Below are 19225 nucleotides of genomic sequence, written 5' to 3' on the forward strand. Positions count from 1 at the left end.
ATGCCCAAACAAGTTGGGCATGGCGGGCTTCTAAGTGCCGAGTACGTCATGGTCGCGAAAACGGGAATCTATTTAGCCTACTTAACGTGTCTGGGTGCTGCCGAGTCCTAAACGTTGGGTGGTGTTACCCTTTGGTGTAGCGCAATTCCCCGAAGGGGTTTATCGGAATTAAACGATAGCACGTTCGTAGAACGGGAAGGCATTACAGGAAAAAAAGGGGCGTAGCCCTGGCCTCTTCGTAGATCATGCCACACGAGACCTCATAAAGCGGCGTAGTCCTGACATCAACCGATGAGCGTCATATGGTTAAAACCAAGCAAGATTACAGGGCTAACGCCCCTTATCGGCAATAAAACGCGTCCGGGTTCTTTGAGTGCGAAACGTTGGGTGGCGTTACCCTTTGGCGTAGCGCAATTCCCCGAAGGGGGTGTTTTGGAATTGTGGAAAACACCAAACTATACAAACTTTAACCAGAAAACTAAAACGTTAGAATATTGCTTCTACGGTCATTAATTTTGAATCAAGCGGAAGCCAAAGGGTTCCCGTTTTTGTTACGTATGACTTTATTCTCCTTAACACACTTGATTATCTCATATATGAAACGATTAATTTTTGGAATGGCATTGATTTTCGCGGCAGTTCCTTTTTGTTGTGGTCAGGAAATTTCGTGGCGGATGATTACGCAATTGGTTCGTTCCACTTTTCCAGAGGCCAAGCAGTTGTCCACGGCGGCATTGGCTCACTGGCTGGGTGATACCAGCAGGACCCAACCCGTTTTGCTGGATGCCCGCAATCCATACGAATTTAAGGTGAGTCATTTGAAAAATGCCGTTTCCATCAATCCAGAATTACAAGATTTCTCTGGCCTTTCGCTCTCTAAACAAACGCCTGTGGTGGTGTATTGCTCGGTAGGCTATCGTTCAGCCAAGGTCGTAAGCCGAATGCAAAAAGCGGGTTTCACGAATGTCCAAAACTTAGAAGGCTCCATTTTTAAGTGGAAAAACGAAGGCCGTCCGGTTTATCGCAACGACCGCGAAGTACAAGAGGTACATCCTTACGATCAGGCTTGGGGTGTTCTGCTGAAACGCGCCTATAGGTCCTATCAGGCGCGGAATTAAACTGTTAAGAACAAGCAGCAAAGCACAAGGCATACGGCATCATACTTTCTTTAATGCGTTATTAACATGACGATAGTCAACGTTGTTTGGTATTTAGTTGTTCTTTCCATTGTATGCAATCTGCAAAAAAGCCGCCATAGCCCCACTTCTGACGGCTTCGTCCTAATGTTCAACCGAAACGATCTATTTCACCAATGTGGCCGTACGGATTTGGGCAAAATGTTCACCTTTCACTTGGATGAAATACGTTCCACTGGTCAAGCCTTTTGCCTCGAAAGAAAATGCGTGCTTTGTGTTCGCCCCCAAAATGCCTTCGTGTACTGAAGCCACTTCTTGCCCAAGCGTATTGAACACTTTAATCGCTACATTTTGCGGCTTGTTTAGCGAAAGTGTGAACGAAGTACTTGGGTTAAAAGGATTGGGATAAGCTTCAGAAAGTTCAAAACGCGTTGGCGCTTCGGCGGTGGTAGCAATAAGTGTTCCATTGGGCGTATTCGTGAAGTATTGAAGCACAAAATTGGCATCGGTTGCCACGCCAGCAGAATTGAAACACCATACTCGTACTCCTGTGCCGCCACTGTTATCCGCAAAGAAAGTGGCTACATTACAATACGTGTTTTTGTCGCCGTAACTTCGCACAATGACAGTCGTTTTATTGGAGGGCGCAATGCCTGGGATATTGACCAAGAAATTTCCAACACTACTTCGTGTGATCGTCGTTGGAGCTGTGCTTGCCGTGTTTTTGGAATATCCAGCATCCACTGCTGGTATAGCCGTTTTGCCATTTGCAAAAACATAAGCATTATGAAACTTCGTGCCATTGATCGCTATCCCTGCATTCAAATCACGGCGATAGCTAACCTGAACAGGTGTATCAGCTTCTTTACCCTCTTTATCGAAGCAACGCACAAATAAATGAACCCCCACATTGCCCGCAGGAGGTGCCCAAGAATCTGCATTACAATAACGCACTTCGGTTTGGTTAAATGCCGTTGCCATCAGCGTGCCATCAAATTTGGTAATGCCAAGTGCTTCTATACGGTACAAGCCAATACCAAACTTGACCACAGAAATCGCGCCACCTCGTGAATTATAGCCATTGGTAATCGTTAAAGGCGTATTACTCGGCGTGTATTGTAGGTTCACATTATCCCAACCTTGCCGATCATCTTTAAAAATTACGGCAGTAAATAAGCCGTCTTTTGCCGTGCCGTCGGGCGCAAAGCAACGAATCTGCCAACGATAGGTGTTCGTTCCGGGACCTGCCGCAAAATTGATGCAATGATGATTGCCTGCATACGCAGAGATGTGTAAGCCTATACTTGCGTTTGCTGGTAAGTTCAAGCCTGCAAAATTGACCTCGTAAATTCCGGTTTGCAATTTAGCCATTGTAACCGCGCCACCTGTCGAGTTGTAGGAGTAGGCTGTGTTGGGCGTAATGGTTGCGGTGGGGCTTGCTTGATCTGACCAAAGCCATGCTAAACCGTGCGTGAGGGTTTGGGCGCTTGTAAATTGGCTCATCATCACTAACATCAATAGTGTAGCCGTAATGTGCTTCTGTGAAGAGCGTTCCGTGATTGTCATGTGTGTTTTTGTTTTGTATGTTTTTTGAGGTTCCTACTTTAGAAAGTAGAAGAGAATTGAATATGCCTAAGGTATCGTATCTGTTGTTCTACCCCAATCGGCCTATTGGGTGTGATGAAAAGGTAAACCACCTGACAATACATCCGAAGACCTCTCCAATGGCTTATCACCTCGGAGCAATTTCCAGAAGGACTCTTACGAGTCACAAGGTATTTCACTAAGTTGTGGTAGGCGTCTTGGGCTTATATGATACGCCCTACAACACAAAGAGATGATGGAGGTTACAGAGTATTGGAAGTGCTCCCAATATCTGTTGAGCCGACACGCTGGTATTTACCCTCTTATACGGTTTATGAGATAAAAACAATGTAAGGCGTCCCTTCGAGGTCCGGCCTACTGTGCCACGATCTTTAATGGAGTTTGCCGACAATTCATATATACTGGGTTGATGGCAAGGGCCTTGAACTTGTTTCCGGCATCCAGATTGGTAAAGCGAATATTTTTTTCTTCCACACAAATCCGGTGTTCTGGTTTATATCGTCCGTCGGCACCAACAAGAGCGGGATTTAGGATGCCGTCATAGACCACATGAGGCGTTTTTCTCCTAAATTTGAGCAGGAGCAATTGTCCCATTCTATTCTTAATATCTGGCAGTGCGCGGACTTGCTGATACGTGTTTTGGTGAACAAAAATATTGGAAGGAAAAGGATTGTATGTTTGGTCCTGAATCGGGATTTCCGTCATTAGGTAGCTGGCAATGGCCACCGAAACGGTTTTGTGCCCCTCAATTCGGTTTCCGGTAACCTCTACACCCGATGTGGCCAATATGATCACCCCCGTTCCCGCAGGTACGGTTGCCACCATATTGCCTTTTGGCGCAAAATTGCGGTAGTTATTTTTATGGATGTGGTTGTCATAGACCTTCACGTTGCCTCCTTGTTTTTTGGGAAGACCAGGCAGATCAAAGACCAAAACCCCACCCGTATTACCCGTAGCCTCATTGTCATACACCTCGGCATTGGTCGTGTTTTCAATTTCGATACCCGCCACATTCTGGTATGCCCGTGATTTTCGCACCACCACGCGGTCGGATTGTCCAACGTAAATACCGGCATCAGATGCCCCAATTGCTTCGCTCCCCTCGATCAAAACGCGGGTACATTGCACAGGATAGAGGCCATACGCACCGTTTTTTTCGCTTCCTTTGGCCGTCCATGCGGTTTTTATATTCCGAAAGGTGATGCCATCCACTTTTTGTACCTTAATGGCATCGCCCTTGGCATCCACCACTGAAAAATCTTCCAGCACAATATCTTGGCCGTCGGTCACACGGAGCCCTTCTGCGCCCTCTGTTTGGCTTTTAAAGTTGAGAACGGTTTTGTCTTTTCCAGCACCTTTGATGGTAACGTGCTTTTTGCCATCCATAGAAAGCGCCCCCCGTATGTTGAACGTTCCCTCCGGTAGTTGTACCGTGCCGCCGTCTTCCACCATAATGAGTTGGGTTTGGATTTGTTTTTCGATTTCGGCTTGGGCAAAAAGGGACCGTGGCAAGAGGTATAGGATATAAAATAAAACAAGTTTACGCATTGGATATTTAGGTTTTGAACCAATAAAAAAAACAGAATACCATCAGAAATCTACTTCCCATGTTAAGACCGGAATAAACTCTGACTGATACGAAAAATAATATTCTTTGGATTGAGGATCGAATTGTTGCCACTGTGGATTTTTACGGCTACCAATGTTCATCATATCCAAAGAAACCGTGTAGTTATACTTATTACGGTTTTTAGTGACGGCTATCCGACCATCCACTCGAAAATAATTGGGTACTTGAGCAGCAAAGATACGGGACTCATCGGAGACATAATAGCCTGCTTGTGCCGATTTTGCTTCGTCGGGCGGTGTGTATCGGTTGCCGCCATTCCAAGCCACCCGACTCCCCACCTGAAGAATTCCACCTTTCCGCAGTGGAAATTCTTTGCCCCCCAGATAACTGGAGGTGAAACGACTGTCGTATTGGGTAGAAAACGATTGGCCATTGGGCAGGTCAAAGAAAGAACGGAATACCGCACCCGTGAGCAAGAAAAAGAAACGATTCACAAAATGGCGTTCCACAATCAGGTCTATGCCATAGTTTCGTCCCTTGCCTTCGGGTGCAAGCCCTGTTTGCCCAAAGCCCTCCATATCATTAAAAAACCAATAGCTATTTAACCCAGAAGCCAGTGTAGGCACATTAAACAGACGTTGATAATAGACTTCGGTTTGCACATGGAATTGCTCGGAAGGTGCAAAATTATGGCTTACGACCCAATGATGGGCTTTGGCCAAAGGTAGGTTGGTATTAGGCAAAGTGGGATATGGTGTACAATTCGGCTGTAGTAGTGGGCAAACATTCCGCTTAAAATATAGTCCCAATGGCAAAATTCGGCTATGCAGGCCATAGGCAAGCGTCATCGTTTGGCGTGGTGACAAAGTGGACGTAAGTGCAATACGTGGTTCTACACTGGACGTTTTGTTGAGTGCAAACCAAAGCCCATGAATACCCGCTATGATTGCCGTTCGAGAAGTTAGATGGTATTTTGTCTGTACATAAACATCTGCTTGCCCTGTTAGGCCATCGCTGTCTATGGCGGTTTGCCAGTTTTCGTGTACCAAACGGTCAAAAAAGAGGTTGTAGCGGAACAGACTGGCGTTCAGCCCGGCCTTTAAGGATAAAAACGTGGAGACTTTCCGGCTATAATGCGATGCCAAACTGATGCGGGTATCACGCGCATTGTTATGGGCGGTAATGGCAGGAATACGTATATGATTGAGGGTGTCTTCTACAATCGAATTAAAGCTATCCATCAATGCCAAAGTGGTTTTGAGATAAGATTTGCTGGTGAGTAGATAAGTATTGGTGACGCCCAAGACCCCCAGATTGGTTTCAAAGTCCGAACGCTGACGATCGCCACGGGATTTCCACTTGCTTTGGTCTTTTAGTTCCGAATGGCGTTCCAAACTAAGCCCGCCAAACCCAAAAACAGTTGTGACGGATTTTCCATTTTGGGAAGGGAAGTAGAGTAAAAAAGACAAGTCTTGAAACGTGTTGCTGGTGCGTTCCGATACAAAATTGAAGCCCATGCCCGACAAGATGCCGAGTGTGGAGTATCGGTAATTGGCCAAATAAGCACTTTTGTTTCGTTGGAGTGGGCCTTCTACACCAATTTCCAGCCCAATCAAACCGATCCGTGCGGTATATTCCCGTTTTTCGGTATTTCCGTGCCGAAACCGCATGTCAAATACCGCCGAGAGGGCATTGCCATATTCGGCAGCAAAAGCGCCGGAGGAAAAATCGGAATTGGCCAAAAGGCTGGCAGAAAAGGCACTAATGCCTCCTCCTGAAGAACCGGGACGGGCAAAATGGTTGGGATTCGGAATATCCACACCTTCCAATCGCCACAAAACCCCGGCGGACGTATTGCCCCGCACCACAATATCGTTGTTGTTGTCTTGGGTATTCGTGACACCCGGATACCCCGCCACCAATCGGCTGGGATCGTTGATGGTGGCTGCATATCGTTTGGTTTCCTCCACCGAAAAAGACCGCGCCGAGACCACCGACATTTCGTTTAAGGGGTCGTTTTTTCGGCTAGCAATAATCGTTGTTCCCGCCAATTCGGTATTAAGCTCCGTCATTTCAACCGTCATCTCGGTTTCTTTGGCAGAAGTTACTTCTATCCGATTGAGGATCACCTCTGCATATCCAATAAATTGTATGCGAACCGTATAAACACCAACGGCGACGCCTTCGAGCCGAAAACGCCCATCAGCACCAGAAGTGGTTCCCTTTAACGGTTTGGATTCTGGTAATGTGATGGTGGCACCTGTCAAGGGATGTCGGGTAGTCTTGTCTATTACCACCCCTTTCAAGGTTTGTTTAGGCCGTTGCGCCATTGCAGTGAAGGGCAGCAAGAACAAGAAACACAAAAAGTATCGGTACATGGTCATCGGTTTTGGGAGACAAACGACCAGAATGTACTTCACATTATCTGCATTTCAAATTAGAAACGGTGTTGGTACTAAAAGGAAAAACGTTTTTTATACCCTGCAAAGCAGAAATACCCCAATACACTTTTAGGACAAGAGGTACCGGGTCTCTTTTAATTAGACCTTATGTATTTTATTTGCATAAACATCGCAATAATAAATACTTATAGATAATTAGTAAAATACCATATTTAGTCGGTATTGATATTTTTATATGAACCTCTAAAGACGCCGCCCTTTCCAAACCACACGCCCAGTGAGATGAGAGAACGCCGAGTCTAACAAGAGCGCCGATAGTAGTATATATGAAACAGGTGCCAAAAGTGAATAGCCTATCGAAAAACCAGAAAACCGATCTACAAGGGTTTTAAGGGCCACACCAGCCAGTAAAAACCAAGGAGAGACCCACCATGCACCCACGAACAACCCAGTTAGTCCAATCCAAAGGATCACAAATAAAAGCGGGTGTCCGCCTCCAATAACCAAATAGAAGTTTTTCCTGAATCCCCTCCACGCGTCCTTAAAATCGTCATACATCCGTACAGAAAGGATTTTTTTTAGGTCGGCCAAATATGGCATCACACCTTGGCCTTTCAGGTAACGCCCAATTTCCACGTCTTCGAGAATGCGATCTTTGGCAAATTCGTGTGGCTGGAGCACTTCATAGTGTTCGCGTCGGATCATCCAACATTGTCCGTTCAACATACTTAGGCTTTTAAATTGGCCAAACCGCATTAGGTTCATCGGCAAGGCAGCCGTAACCAGAAAAGGGACCAAGCTCACCAACAACAACCCCGCGCCTGTTAGTTTAGGCAGCCCGCTCAGATACGCCTGAGTTGGTAATCCTGAAAACTGTACTACAAGGTGCGACAAGGCTTTTGGATGCAAAAAACAGGCATCCGCATCCAAAAAAAGCAAGACATCGCCGGTTGCGTGCTTCGATGCCTGAAACAGTGCATGGGGCTTGCCTAACCAGCCTGATGCAGGGCCCTTTCCCCGAATGCCCCGTAAATGCTTGGACGAATATCCTTGAATCACTTCCCAAGTTTCGTCTTCCGATGCGTCGTCATACACCAGAACTTCAAAATAGGGGTATTCTTGCCGCTGAAGAGAGGGGAGCAATTGGTGCAAATTGGCGGCTTCATTACGGGCGGGTATCACCACCGAGATGCGAGGAAGGGGATTTCCGCCCGTATTGTTCCGTTTAGCCATCCGGGCGGTGTAAAGACGATTTGCCAAGATGTTTAGAAAAAACATGGCATACACCGCCATCAACACCCAAAACAAGGAAATCATGGCGGGCTGAGTAAAAATTCCCGATAGATCGGGGGCAAGCCACGCCCCAGCAATTCTTGCTTATAGGCTGTGGCATTGGCAGCCTTTTGCTTGTATAGGGCATACCAAATCCATGTCTCGGCGTCTAAGCGGCTGAGGCCTACAGGCTTGTCGCGCACAATGGCATCGCGTGCAGCACGAAACCGTACCAGTGCTTTGTTGTAGCTGCCGCCAAACATACCGGGCATATAAAACAGCCCCTGACCATCCACCAATAAATACACAGGCTCATTGGGGTTCAGGCGCTTGGCTTTGTCCAAAAGGCCATTAATACGCATTCCGGCAGAGATGAGCAGACTTTTGTCTTCGTTGATCCGATAACTCCAAAGTGCTGCCAACAGGGCATATTCGCGTGCCGAGGCTTGTTTAAGCTCCGTCGGGATGTTGCGGATCAGGTTTTTGTCTAAGGTCAAAGGATACAAGCGATAAATGGCCAGAAATTTCTCGGTCTGGCTGGTGGCGGCATTTAAGGCACGGCGGAGGCGTGCCGTGTCCTTACGCTCGTAGGCATCCTGAATTTCTTCCGGTAAACCAAAAGACGGCATAGAAGAACCCGTTCCAAGCATCACCAACGTAAATAAAACCCAATATTTTGCGGAAGTAGGCATCATTTTTAGTCCTGAAAGAGCGTCTTTCCGTTTAGGGTATCCAATATAAAAACGGAACGTTGGACGGATGCCTCGTGTTCCACCACCAAACGATTTTGGAAGAGGCTTAAGGTCACATTTTGAAGCGTGGCCTTAAAGGTCGTTTTCTTCGTCCAGATTAAGCCGCCCACCAACAAATCATGGGCCATCAGATAGGCATGGGCATCATGTTGGCGGTAAAAGGCCGTAAACAACACCCGTGTATGTCCTGGAATACGCCCTACGACCGACTCAATGCGGTTATTTCCACCACCCAATGGCAATTGCAGCCCCTCCCAAACCAAAATGGCTTCCATCAGACTATCTAAGCGCACCGTAAATCCGCCTTTGGCATCAAAAGTGAGCGTCCCAATCCGACGACTATCCGCCATGTCTAAAATATGTTCGCGACCATATGCACTGGTCGCTGTCCGGGAGAATCGGGCAGTATAAGGTGAGGCAGACTTAAAGTCTTTGGGGAGTACCACATTGTGTTCGATCAGCCGGAGCGTTTCCAAATCCACATACCCTTTTTTTACCGGATACAGGACTTCCGGCGGCGCAACCGATCCAAAGCGGACGCGGGTTTGGGCATGTACAGGAGCCATAAACAGGCACCACAATGGACCTACTGACAAGAATAAACGGAAAAAGAAGGACATGACGGAAATAAATAGAGGAATGGCACGCCTAAGCAATACCTTCGGGGTGAAACCTCCACAGAAAAAACGGGTGATCGCTGGGTGACGACGGGCTTTTAAGAACTCAGGTTCGTTTTAGTTCCCAAACCATATGCGCAATTTCGGGCAAAATGAGCTTTTCCATGCCTAACCGCACCGCATTCAGGGATCCGGGCAGGCAAAAGAGCAAGGTTCCATGATCCATGAGTCCTGCTACGGCACGCGATAAAATGGCTGCTGCCCCCACTTCTTGATAAGAGAGCATCCGGAAAACCTCTCCAAACCCAGGGATGTTTTTTTGGATCAAGCCAGAGAGCGCCTCGAAGGTCTGATCGCGGCGCGAGATCCCTGTTCCTCCCGAAGTAATGATGGCCTGCACTTCGGAGGACCAGGTATGTACGGTTTCCTGAATCATATCCGGCTCATCTCGGACGACGGTGTAGTGTGTCACTATATGACCTGCTTGCTCCAGAGCCATTTTTATCCATGTCCCACTTTGGTCTGTCTCTGGCGTCCGGGTATCGCTGATGGTAAGCAAGCCCACGTAAACCGGGCTTTGTCCTGCTAAAAAACGGTGTTCTGGTGCAGACATCACTTTTCGGGGTGTTCGTGCGGGTTGTTTATTGGGGGGGAAGGTTCTCCAAACCAGCGGGGCGGATCATAGCCATGGGCGCCGAACCAAGGATTACACCGCAAAATTCGCCAAATGGTAAGAAGACCACCCTTGAGCAGGCCATATTTTTCGAGGGCTTGATATCCATATTGTGAACAAGTGGGCGAAAAGCGGCAAGAGCTGGGGAAATACGGCGAAATGGCCAATTGATAAAAACGAATCAGCAGGCGTGCAAGGTTACGAGGAAGATTCCAGATAAAAAGAAGAACAGGCATTTGCTTGAAGCCAATAAGCGTAAATTTGTCGGATCAACGCCAAAAACGCCCATTGGTTTCAAAAAACTTTGAGAGATAAAGGCGTATTTTAGTTTGTCTAAGGCAACGATGATAATTCGGCCATAGGTCGAATGCGTATAAATAAATTACCAATCGCCTCCCAGCGGGAGTTTTATGTCCAATACCTTTGGTTGTTGGAGGAGTATTTTATGTTTCATTACATTGCCTTGGGCAGCACCTCCGAGATTAGCGGCTCGGCACATTACCTAAACATCGCCGGTACAGGCATCCTATTGGATAGTGGTCAGGATCCGAATATTGATGGCGTAGCGGGACTTCCAGACTTTAATTTATTAGAGAAACACCCAGACTGGGGCGTAGATTATGCCATCTTGTCCCATGCACACCACGACCACATCGGCTCTTTACCCGTCATGTTGCGCCATTTTCCCCATGCCCGCATCCACATGACACAGCCTACGCGTTTGTTGCTGGATTTTCTCTTGCCAGAGTCTGCGCGGCTACAAAAAAAGCGGTTCAAGGAAGGGGTTAATGCCCATCCACCCATGTTTACCGAAGAACAAGCCGAACTTGCGGCCTATCTCTATCGTTCGTGGCCACTCGAAACCCCATTCGACCTAAATGAGGGGGTCCGTGCCCAAGCTCCGATACAGGCCACCTTTTACCATGCTGGGCATACATTGGGAGCCGTAGGAACCTTACTGGAAGTGGGGCATGGGGCACAAACTTTTCGGACTTTTTATTCGGGCGACCTTAGTTTGCGTGCGCAGGCCATTCAACCAGGCGCCGATTTTCCCCAAGGCCCTGTGGATGTGCTGATTCTGGAGTCCACGCTCGGTGCCGATCCTACGGCGGAACTTACAACCCGAAAACGTGAAGAAGACCGCTTGTTGGAAGGCATTCTGGAGACCATCAAGCGCAAAGGGAGTGTACTGATCCCCGCTTTTGCCTTGGGAAGATCGCAAGAAATGATTGCACTGCTGGGACGTTGGAAAAAGCAAAAGAAATTACCAGAAGACCTACCTGTTTATACAGCAGGCGCCCAACGGGCCATTTCAGACATTTACGACCGAACACGCTTTATTTCGCCACGTATAGATGAAAAATTTGAAGTTTTTAAGATCGAACAAAAACGCCTGCCCAAAAGCAAGGCTAAATTAGACTACTTGATCAATGGAGAAGAGCCGGGCATCTTTATCGTAGGATCCGGTATGTTGTTTGAACGTACCCTTTCGCACCGGATTGCCCTGAAAATGATCGGAGATCCACGACACAGCATCTTTTTTGTTGGATATGTAAAACCAGGTTGTCCCGGTGCCGTGTTGCTCGAAGCCGCACAAAAAGGGGACACCGAGAAAGTGGCCTTAGACCCGCAACACCAGCCCGAAGGACTGAACATTGCCTGTACGGTGAAACGGTTTAGGTTCAGCGGACATTCTAACCGACGCGAATTGCTACAAGTGGTTGAGAAACTAAAACCCCGTAAAGTCTTGCTGGTGCATGGCGAGGATGAGGCCCGGACCTGGATGGCAGATAATATCCGGTATTTTTATCCGGATGTGGAGGTTATCCTCCCAATCCAAGGGGTACCCGTCTCGGTGGACTGATCTTTTGACCTGATGTGTAACCTGAAACACCCTGTTATATTTCCCTACTTTGCCGCGCCTGAAGAAGATATCGCTTTTCGGGTAAACCACCAATGCTATTTCTGTGGCGAATGGAAGCCCTGCTTTATGGTGTTTCCGATGTTGCATTCGGGTTGTATGACCTGCCTTCTTGAAGGTGACTTTGGTTTTGATCATGATAGTGAATGGGGATACCTCACGGAAGACGGCTTCACGCACGACTATCGGACCTACCAAGTCGTTCCCGAAGACTTTGCGCCCCACGCCTTCCAGTCGTTACGCCGAACACCTCCTTTCGCTGCTTGGCACGACGCCACATGGCTGGTTCATTGCAATGACTTTATGCACTATACGGGTAGAAAAGTTTTGCGCGACTTCTTAGAGGAAGCCGGCTCTTTGCTGGGTGCAAAAGAATTGTTTATACAACAAGCCTGGATGGAGCGCTTGTCTGAGCCAGCCGAAGTGATTTGGGATCGTTTGATGGAACATCCTGAAACCACACCCGATCATTGGGACATCCGGTATTATGCTTTTACTTGTACCCATTGTGGCATCGTGCGTGGGTATTTCGATTTCCCTTAAAAAGAAAAGCACCCACCCAAAAACGAGGCTAAGTGCTTTTTTTCTCTCTTCTGTTGTGGGCTATCCTAGGGTAACTTTTCCTGGTGGCGGAATACCAACTCCGGTAAGAACGTTTTAATGGTAGATAATACAATCATCAGAACGATGGGTGCGATCAATACCCTAGCATCTGCCGGATTAGGTAATTAGGGATTCGCATTAGTTTGTAAAAAACAGGGCGTTCAATGGCAAAAAGTAGCCTTGTGGATGGATGGTTAGCATATAAAAGATGGGCAACACTACAACGAGGTTGCCCATCTTCCATCGCCTAGCCCATGTATTACTTTTCCCTCCGAAATACGCAGGCTAATTCGACTTCTAACTTGGCTATCATAGAAACCGTTACATTCTCAGGCATGTTGGGATTCCCCAAAAACCAGTAATTTAATAATCGGCGGAATATCTATCTGGTTTTTTATGGGCTGATAGCCTAGCGCTTCATGAACGTCTTCGACCAAAGCACTATGGATGAAAAGATACAGGCCGAGGCATTTTTGTTGCTTTGCCAAACGTCCAGATAATTTGTCCAAAAGTTTTTTTCTGTTACCAAAAGGCAAATTTTCAAAATGGTATGTCACAAAAAAAGGCTTCCGGTTATGGAAGCCCCTTTTCAAAGCAAAATTGATTCGTTCAGAGACCTAGCTCGTGCAGGCGTTGAACATTGTACTTCACGTCATCCACCGATACTTTTAACAAAGCCTTCTCCTCTTCGTTTAATTCTAATTCCACAATTTCCTCTACCCCATTTCTTCCAAGGCGCACGGGCAATCCGACGAATACGCCATCCAAGCCATAAACGCCTTCTGCCCAAACTGCACAGGGTAAAACACGATTCGAGTTTTTGACAATGGCCTCGCACATTTCAGCAGCGGCAGCGCCAGGTGCATACCAAGCCGAGGTACCCATCAACTTGACCAATTCACCCCCGCCAAATTTGGTACGTTCCACCATCGGTGCAATTTTTTCCGCTGGCAAAAGTGCGGGCAACGGCGTTCCGGAAACAGTGGTATAACGTGGCATTGGAACCATGGTATCGCCGTGACCTCCGAGCAACATACATTGGATGTCGCGGATGGAAACACCGAGTTCCATTTTGATGAACGCTCGGAATCGGGCCGCATCCAAAACGCCCGCCATACCCATGACCTTGTTTTTGGGTAGGTTGCTTTTTACGGCAGCCACATACGTCATGGCATCTAATGGATTCGAGACGACAATAATAATTGCATTTGGACTATGGACGATAAATTGCTCGGTGACGGATTTCACAATATTGGCATTCATCGAAAGCAAGTCATCGCGGCTCATACCCGGCTTACGGGGCAATCCTGCTGTAATCACACAGATATCCGAGTTTGCGGTATCGGCATAATCATTCGTTCCGGTCACTTTGGTATCAAAGAGATGCACCGCAGCAGATTGCGCCAAATCCAAGGCTTTACCCTGCGGAAGTCCTTCCTTAATATCAATTAGGACCACCTCCTCCACCATGTCTTTCCGGGCAATGGTTTCGGCAACAGTGGCACCTACGTTGCCTGCCCCAACGACGGTGATTTTTTTCATGTTATCTCAATGTTTTGGTTGAAAGGATGGAATTTTTAGGTTAGTATTTTTAAAAATAATCCTGCAACGAATAACGTCCTACCCTTTACGCAAAAATCACCCGTCCTTCCAACGGACTCCACAGGAGAAGCACATGGATTTGTATTTTATTCGGCATGGTATTGCCGAAGACGGCATTGGTAAATCCGATTTTGACCGAAGACTTACTCCGGAAGGACGCTATGCGCTCCGGCGTCAGGTGATTGGCCTACAACGCCGGGGGTTTTCGCCCGATATGATGTTTACCAGCCCCTATGCCCGCGCCTTAGAAACCGCACAAATTCTGAGCCGTACCCTTGGGTTGAAACATGAGGTCTGGGCCGCGCTGGGCTGTGGTTGCACCATAGACGACGTGAGCGAAATGATCACCATTTACGACGCACCAAGCTCGGTAGCCATTGTCGGTCACCAGCCAGACTTATCGGAAATGGTGCACCACCTCACCGGGAAATGGGTAGATGTTGCAAAAGGCGCCGTCATCCATCTCAAAATCAATCGACTTGGGCTTCTTGGCGGCACGTTTATGGAAATGCTGGAACCGGAAGTACAAATGGCCTATTGATTTGGTTGTGGTTTTCGGCAATGTACACAAGTCAGAAACGGCCATTCTGGTGGTCGTTTTTTGTTTATATGGGGCTTAAATTTTATACTGTGATCACCCAACGGCTGGCCTTTTGTCTTAAATTGGACAAAACAATCCCCAATAATCTTACACAAGCCATGTTCCCTCCCCTGCGCATTGTCGCCCTTTTTCTGCTGGCCATTTGGTCGTTACAGTGTAATGCTCAAGCCCAGACGCGTCCGAAAAACCTAATTCTGATGATCCCAGACGGCTTTGGTCCTGCCAGTTTGACCATGGCCCGAGACTTCCAACAAGCAACTACCGGAAAAATGCGGATGGCGTTAGACGAATTTCTCGTCGGTAATGCCCGTACTTACGCCTCGAATAGCCGTGTAACCGACTCGGCTGCTGGTGCTACGGCCTATTCGTGTGGCATCAAAACTTATAACGGTGCGATTGCCGTAGGGCCAGACGGCACGCCATGTGCCACCCTCTTTGAAGCAGCAAAAAAACGTGGTCTTAGGACGGGTGTTGTGGTCACAACACGCATCACCCATGCTACTCCCGCAGCATTTTCGTCGCATGTCCCGCGACGCGCCAACGAAGATGACATCGCGGCTCAGCAGATCGAAACGTCGGGTATGGACCTCATCTTTGGCGGCGGGGGAAAGTATTTTACCCCCAAAGAAGCTGGAGGTGCACGTGCAGATGGCCGCAACCTCCTACAAGAGGCCAAAGGGAAAGGCTATGCCTTGGCAGGAAATCTCGTCGAGTTTCGACAATTGGGTAAATTACCCGCCATTGCCGTCTTTGCCCCAGATCATATGGCCTACGAAGTGGATCGGGACGCCACAAAAGAACCAAGCTTGGCAGAGATGACCGAAAAGGCGTTGCAGTTGTTACAAAAAAATAACCCAAAAGGCTTTGTACTGATGGTGGAAGGCAGTCGTATAGACCATGCCGGACATGCAAACGATCCTGCTGGACATGTTCATGACATTCTTGCGTATGATGCTGCCGTTCGTAAAGCACTTGAATTTGCACGTAGAGACGGTCAAACCCTTGTTGTTTCGGTGGCAGATCACGAGACAGGCGGCATGACCTTGGGACGTGATGGCGTTTATCAATGGAAGCCAGAAGAGTTGGCTAAAGTCAAAAACTCGGTTGATACGTTGGCAGCACTTGCCAAAAAACCGGGTACAGATGTGGTGGCCCTGCTAAAAGAAAAAGCAGGAATTACCGACCTGACAGAAGAAGAAATTACGGCCCTCAAAAGTGGAATTGCCTCTGAGGCCCCGCGATTTGCTTTTACGCTGATCCATATTGTTTCCAAACGCAGTATAATCGGGTGGACAACTGATGGCCATTCTGCAGTAGATGTGACCATACACGCATATGGACCAGGGACTTATTTATTTAGGGGCAATCATGAAAATGCAGCGGTAGGACAAGCCCTTGCAAAAGCCATGGGGTTTGATCTAAAAGCCCTTACCAAGACCATGTTCAAATAAACTTCGGACATACAGACCAATAAGGAATATCGTTCGAACTATCCTTCTTTTTGGGTGTAAACAGGCATCTGGAAACTCCGCGTGTATTCAAAAATAATAGAGGTCTCGATGTGCGTCACCTCTGGGCGCGTAGAAAAAGCACTCAGCAAAAGAGAACGCAAGTGGTTCGCATCGGTTACAGCAATATGGATCAAAAAATCATTGGCCCCTGTCACATGAAAGAGGCCAATCACCGCCGGATTTTTCAGGATGTATTCCCGGAACGTCTCTACCGTATTCAGGGCATGGTGCGTTAGCCGGACGGCAATCATTGCCTGCATCCCAATGCCCACCGCAGGCGGATGAAGTTCGGCATGAAAACCCTCGAAGATGCCTTGTTCTTGTAATCGGCGCACCCGCTCCAGACAAGAGGAAGGGGAAAGGCCAATCTCATAAGCCAGTTCCTTATTGGACAACCGCGCATTCTTCTGTAAAATGCGTACAATCTCGCAGTCTGTTTTGTCTAAAAGAAAGTTCATATCGTTGCACCAAATAGTCTTCGGAGAATTAGGTTAAGGCGTCCTAAAGGTAATAACTTTTATCATCTTTAACCAAATCATATCCGACGAATCATGCAACATACCGAAACTCTTTCTGTTCATGCAGGCCGTATGGCATTCCGTACGCTGGGCGTCCATGCACCACCAATTGACTTCTCTACGACCTACCCGATCCACGACTTAGATGGCGCAACGGCAAGTTTAGACGCATTTGTGCAAGGCCGTCTTGTTCCGGAAGAACCCATCTATGCAAGGCTCTTTAACCCAACCGTAGCCCGGTTCGAAGAAGCCATGGCGCAACTGGAAGGGGCATCCGCTTCAGTGGCATTTGGCTCTGGTATGGCAGCGCTCACCGCATGTTTACTGACTGCACGACCCAATGGCACACATGTGGTGGCAGTCCGACCACTCTATGGCTCATCTGACCACCTCTTGGGTTCCTCGCTCCTGGGGATGAACGTAACCTTTACCGACCCGCAAGGCGTCCACGAAGCCCTCAGGCCCGATACCGCACTCGTGGTGATCGAGACGCCCGCTAATCCTACGGTATCGTTGGTGGATATTGCAGATATTGTGGCGCAAGCAGGCTCGGTTCCGGTTTTAGTGGATGCTACTTTTGCAACACCCATCCTATTGCGCCCCATAGATTTCGGCGCAACGTTCGTTCTACACTCGGCCACAAAATTTATTGGTGGTCATGGAGACGTGATAGCAGGTGTGGTTTCCACAAATGAGTTCTGGGCCGAAAAACTCCGGCAGGTACGTATTATGACGGGTGGATTGCTACACCCAATGGGGGCGTACTTGTTGCATCGGGGCCTCCCAACCCTACCCATTCGGGTAGAACGGGCACAAGCAAACGCACAGATCTTGGCAGCGCGATTACGTACCCATTCCTCCGTCCGGGCCGTGTTTTATCCTGGTTTGCCAGAAGGCGACCCTAAGGCCCTCATTGGCCGACAAATGAAAGGCCCCGGTAGCATCCTTTCCTTCGAAGTTTCGGATCACGAGGCCGCTGCACGTGTTTTGAGACGGGTACGCCTCATGACACCAGCAGTAAGTTTAGGATCAACCGATACCCTCATCCAACACCCTGCGGGCCTAACCCATCGTGTGGTTTCGGAGGAAGGAAAAGCTGCCGGACACATCTCGGAGGGCTTGTTGCGGATTTCTGCTGGACTGGAACAGGTTGAAGATTTATGGGCAGATTTGGAACAAGCACTCGGTACGCCTGAATCGGTTTAGCCCTAACATAGGTAGGAAAACCGCTTGTATGGGGATGGCTAAACGAGAGCAGCCTCTGGAATACCAAGGCTTAATCGCTCATTTAAGCGACTAATACGTCGGATTGAACGGATCTCTCTGCGAATTCCGTTGCGGGTGATCCACATATCCACATCATATCCACCGGCGACAACTGTCTGTCCGTTCACGTAGCCTATGGATGGGGTGTAATAATGGTATTCCAATGTAGTGCGGCTGTTCAGTTGGACCATTCCAGCGGCAGCGGCACCACCTTGGGTATCGAGGCTTTCTTCTTTCGTGAGTTGATGGCTGATAAAGTTTTGCAGCATGGTCGAGAAGGTATTTGTATAATAAATGCGCCCTTTTGACCGTGCTACAGCGAAATGGTTTAACGACCTCGGTCTATTTCAGGAGATAGCCCACTTCTCGTTGAGGCCACAGTATCTTCGGTAGTCAGGCCGATAAAACCCATTAATCGGCCTGTATGGCCCTTTTCGGCACGATAAGAAAAAAACCGATTTACCTCAGCAACCGTGCAAGCAGGATCATAGGCAATCTGACGCAGGGGAATACCCGCTGTTTGGGCTTGTTGAACGATGCAAGCCTTGATGTCCACATGAGGTTTGGGCCAATCGGACGACCGATGTACAAACGCGGGATCAAACTGCTTGGCCACTTCTTCCCCCACCTCAAAGTTCGTGGTCGAGATACACGGACTAACCCATGCGTACATATTCGAGGGAGTTGCCCCCAATGCCTGCATTTGGCGAATGGTTTCGGCGGTAATATTGGCGACAGTTCCCTTCCAACCAGAATGGCAGGCCCCCACAACCTTTGATTGGGGATCCGCGATTAAAACTGCGGCACAGTCTGCCACCCCTACCATCAATAAAAGACCTCGTATAGAGGTAACCACGCCGTCAATATTGGTATAAATACCCGATTCATTAACGACTTGTACGACCCCGCTATGCACCTGACGCATTAAAACCAACTGCTGGTCATCAAAACCGAGTTCACGTGCCAGAAGCCGATGGTTTGCAGCAACAACTTCCGGATCATCGGCGGTATTGATACCCAAATTTAGGCTGTCAAACGGACCCTGACTATATCCTCCCCGACGGGTAGTAAAACCCGCCGTAAGTCCGGAAAACGCACTAAACAGCTGAGGGCGGATAAGGCTTGGTATGGGGTCGGATACGGGTGAAGACATTTTTAGGGTATGGTTAAAAGGTT

At 48.2% G+C, this 19225-nt stretch carries 19 protein-coding genes; 6 read left to right on the forward strand and 13 right to left on the reverse strand.

The features are described from left to right. The first annotated feature begins 596 nt into the window (after positions 1-596). Positions 597-1118: a rhodanese-like domain-containing protein gene (locus JNN12_04870; protein ID MBL7977653.1), complete on the forward strand. Its 522-nt coding sequence runs from the start codon at positions 597-599 to the stop codon at positions 1116-1118. A 183-nt stretch (positions 1119-1301) separates the two neighbouring features. Here JNN12_04870 and JNN12_04875 read toward each other — a convergent pair whose 3' ends face one another. The 8 genes from JNN12_04875 to yidD form a co-directional block, all read right to left on the reverse strand. Continuing rightward, on the reverse strand, positions 1302-2702 hold the full coding sequence (locus tag JNN12_04875; GenBank protein MBL7977654.1) for a T9SS type A sorting domain-containing protein: 1401 nt from the start codon (positions 2700-2702) through the stop codon (positions 1302-1304). Positions 2703-3095: 393 nt separating this feature from the next. Then, positions 3096-4289, reverse strand: coding sequence for a right-handed parallel beta-helix repeat-containing protein (locus JNN12_04880; protein MBL7977655.1), 1194 nt, complete (start codon positions 4287-4289; stop codon positions 3096-3098). A 42-nt stretch (positions 4290-4331) separates the two neighbouring features. Beyond that, on the reverse strand, positions 4332-6689 hold the full coding sequence (locus JNN12_04885; GenBank protein MBL7977656.1) for a TonB-dependent receptor: 2358 nt from the start codon (positions 6687-6689) through the stop codon (positions 4332-4334). Positions 6690-6956: 267 nt separating this feature from the next. Next, positions 6957-8030, reverse strand: coding sequence for a glycosyltransferase family 2 protein (locus JNN12_04890; protein ID MBL7977657.1), 1074 nt, complete (start codon positions 8028-8030; stop codon positions 6957-6959). Continuing rightward, positions 8027-8680 (reverse strand): hypothetical protein, encoded by a 654-nt coding sequence (locus JNN12_04895; GenBank protein ID MBL7977658.1) that lies wholly within the window; start codon positions 8678-8680, stop codon positions 8027-8029. Before JNN12_04895 ends, JNN12_04890 begins: the two co-directional genes overlap by 4 nt. A gap of 2 nt (positions 8681-8682) precedes the next feature. Then, entirely contained in the window at positions 8683-9357 is a 675-nt protein-coding gene (locus tag JNN12_04900) for a hypothetical protein (protein MBL7977659.1), read from the reverse strand. Between the two features lie 103 nt (positions 9358-9460). Beyond that, positions 9461-9967 carry a MogA/MoaB family molybdenum cofactor biosynthesis protein gene (locus JNN12_04905; protein ID MBL7977660.1) on the reverse strand — a complete coding sequence of 169 codons (507 nt, stop codon included), beginning with the start codon at positions 9965-9967 and terminating at the stop codon, positions 9461-9463. Next, a complete protein-coding gene (gene yidD / locus JNN12_04910; GenBank protein ID MBL7977661.1) occupies positions 9967-10263 on the reverse strand; it encodes a membrane protein insertion efficiency factor YidD in 297 nt (98 codons plus the stop codon). Before yidD ends, JNN12_04905 begins: the two co-directional genes overlap by 1 nt. 209 nt (positions 10264-10472) lie before the next feature. On the opposite strand from yidD, the gene JNN12_04915 reads away from it, so the two are divergent. Further along, entirely contained in the window at positions 10473-11891 is a 1419-nt protein-coding gene (locus tag JNN12_04915; protein ID MBL7977662.1) for an MBL fold metallo-hydrolase, read from the forward strand. Between the two features lie 12 nt (positions 11892-11903). Further along, positions 11904-12491, forward strand: coding sequence for a CbrC family protein (locus tag JNN12_04920; GenBank protein MBL7977663.1), 588 nt, complete (start codon positions 11904-11906; stop codon positions 12489-12491). Positions 12492-12880: 389 nt separating this feature from the next. On the opposite strand, the gene JNN12_04925 is transcribed toward JNN12_04920, so the two are convergent. After that, positions 12881-13060 (reverse strand): hypothetical protein, encoded by a 180-nt coding sequence (locus JNN12_04925; protein MBL7977664.1) that lies wholly within the window; start codon positions 13058-13060, stop codon positions 12881-12883. A 100-nt stretch (positions 13061-13160) separates the two neighbouring features. Continuing rightward, positions 13161-14093: a malate dehydrogenase gene (gene mdh / locus JNN12_04930; GenBank protein MBL7977665.1), complete on the reverse strand. Its 933-nt coding sequence runs from the start codon at positions 14091-14093 to the stop codon at positions 13161-13163. A 133-nt stretch (positions 14094-14226) separates the two neighbouring features. Here mdh and sixA point away from each other — a divergent pair, with 133 nt between their 5' ends. Both sixA and JNN12_04940 read left to right on the forward strand, forming a co-directional pair. After that, complete coding sequence (sixA, locus tag JNN12_04935) at positions 14227-14694, forward strand: phosphohistidine phosphatase SixA (GenBank protein ID MBL7977666.1); 468 nt, start codon at positions 14227-14229, stop codon at positions 14692-14694. A gap of 170 nt (positions 14695-14864) precedes the next feature. Continuing rightward, complete coding sequence (locus JNN12_04940; protein ID MBL7977667.1) at positions 14865-16205, forward strand: alkaline phosphatase; 1341 nt, start codon at positions 14865-14867, stop codon at positions 16203-16205. Between the two features lie 38 nt (positions 16206-16243). Here JNN12_04940 and JNN12_04945 read toward each other — a convergent pair whose 3' ends face one another. Continuing rightward, on the reverse strand, positions 16244-16723 hold the full coding sequence (locus tag JNN12_04945; protein ID MBL7977668.1) for an Lrp/AsnC family transcriptional regulator: 480 nt from the start codon (positions 16721-16723) through the stop codon (positions 16244-16246). A gap of 93 nt (positions 16724-16816) precedes the next feature. Here JNN12_04945 and JNN12_04950 point away from each other — a divergent pair, with 93 nt between their 5' ends. Continuing rightward, on the forward strand, positions 16817-17989 hold the full coding sequence (locus JNN12_04950) for a PLP-dependent transferase (protein ID MBL7977669.1): 1173 nt from the start codon (positions 16817-16819) through the stop codon (positions 17987-17989). Positions 17990-18027: 38 nt separating this feature from the next. Here JNN12_04950 and JNN12_04955 read toward each other — a convergent pair whose 3' ends face one another. Both JNN12_04955 and pgeF read right to left on the reverse strand, forming a co-directional pair. After that, positions 18028-18318: a hypothetical protein gene (locus tag JNN12_04955; GenBank protein MBL7977670.1), complete on the reverse strand. Its 291-nt coding sequence runs from the start codon at positions 18316-18318 to the stop codon at positions 18028-18030. 59 nt (positions 18319-18377) lie between these two features. Further along, complete coding sequence (pgeF, locus tag JNN12_04960) at positions 18378-19202, reverse strand: peptidoglycan editing factor PgeF (GenBank protein ID MBL7977671.1); 825 nt, start codon at positions 19200-19202, stop codon at positions 18378-18380. Between the last annotated feature and the right edge of the window lie 23 nt (positions 19203-19225).

The organism is Bacteroidetes Order II. bacterium (assembly GCA_016788705.1).
Taxonomy (GTDB): Bacteria; Bacteroidota; Rhodothermia; order Rhodothermales; family UBA2364; genus UBA2364.

Bases quoted from the DNA above. Each gene is read 5' to 3' on its own strand.
- JNN12_04870 (MBL7977653.1), top strand. From the start codon at position 597: ATGAAACGATTAATTTTTGGAATGGCATTGATTTTCGCGGCAGTTCCT.
- JNN12_04875 (MBL7977654.1), bottom strand. From the start codon at position 2,702: ATGACAATCACGGAACGCTCTTCACAGAAGCACATTACGGCTACACTA.
- JNN12_04880 (MBL7977655.1), bottom strand. From the start codon at position 4,289: ATGCGTAAACTTGTTTTATTTTATATCCTATACCTCTTGCCACGGTCC.
- JNN12_04885 (MBL7977656.1), bottom strand. From the start codon at position 6,689: ATGTACCGATACTTTTTGTGTTTCTTGTTCTTGCTGCCCTTCACTGCA.
- JNN12_04890 (MBL7977657.1), bottom strand. From the start codon at position 8,030: ATGATTTCCTTGTTTTGGGTGTTGATGGCGGTGTATGCCATGTTTTTT.
- JNN12_04895 (MBL7977658.1), bottom strand. From the start codon at position 8,680: ATGATGCCTACTTCCGCAAAATATTGGGTTTTATTTACGTTGGTGATG.
- JNN12_04900 (MBL7977659.1), bottom strand. From the start codon at position 9,357: ATGTCCTTCTTTTTCCGTTTATTCTTGTCAGTAGGTCCATTGTGGTGC.
- JNN12_04905 (MBL7977660.1), bottom strand. From the start codon at position 9,967: ATGTCTGCACCAGAACACCGTTTTTTAGCAGGACAAAGCCCGGTTTAC.
- yidD (MBL7977661.1), bottom strand. From the start codon at position 10,263: ATGCCTGTTCTTCTTTTTATCTGGAATCTTCCTCGTAACCTTGCACGC.
- JNN12_04915 (MBL7977662.1), top strand. From the start codon at position 10,473: ATGTTTCATTACATTGCCTTGGGCAGCACCTCCGAGATTAGCGGCTCG.
- JNN12_04920 (MBL7977663.1), top strand. From the start codon at position 11,904: ATGTGTAACCTGAAACACCCTGTTATATTTCCCTACTTTGCCGCGCCT.
- mdh (MBL7977665.1), bottom strand. From the start codon at position 14,093: ATGAAAAAAATCACCGTCGTTGGGGCAGGCAACGTAGGTGCCACTGTT.
- sixA (MBL7977666.1), top strand. From the start codon at position 14,227: ATGGATTTGTATTTTATTCGGCATGGTATTGCCGAAGACGGCATTGGT.
- JNN12_04945 (MBL7977668.1), bottom strand. From the start codon at position 16,723: ATGAACTTTCTTTTAGACAAAACAGACTGCGAGATTGTACGCATTTTA.
- JNN12_04950 (MBL7977669.1), top strand. From the start codon at position 16,817: ATGCAACATACCGAAACTCTTTCTGTTCATGCAGGCCGTATGGCATTC.
- JNN12_04955 (MBL7977670.1), bottom strand. From the start codon at position 18,318: ATGCTGCAAAACTTTATCAGCCATCAACTCACGAAAGAAGAAAGCCTC.
- pgeF (MBL7977671.1), bottom strand. From the start codon at position 19,202: ATGTCTTCACCCGTATCCGACCCCATACCAAGCCTTATCCGCCCTCAG.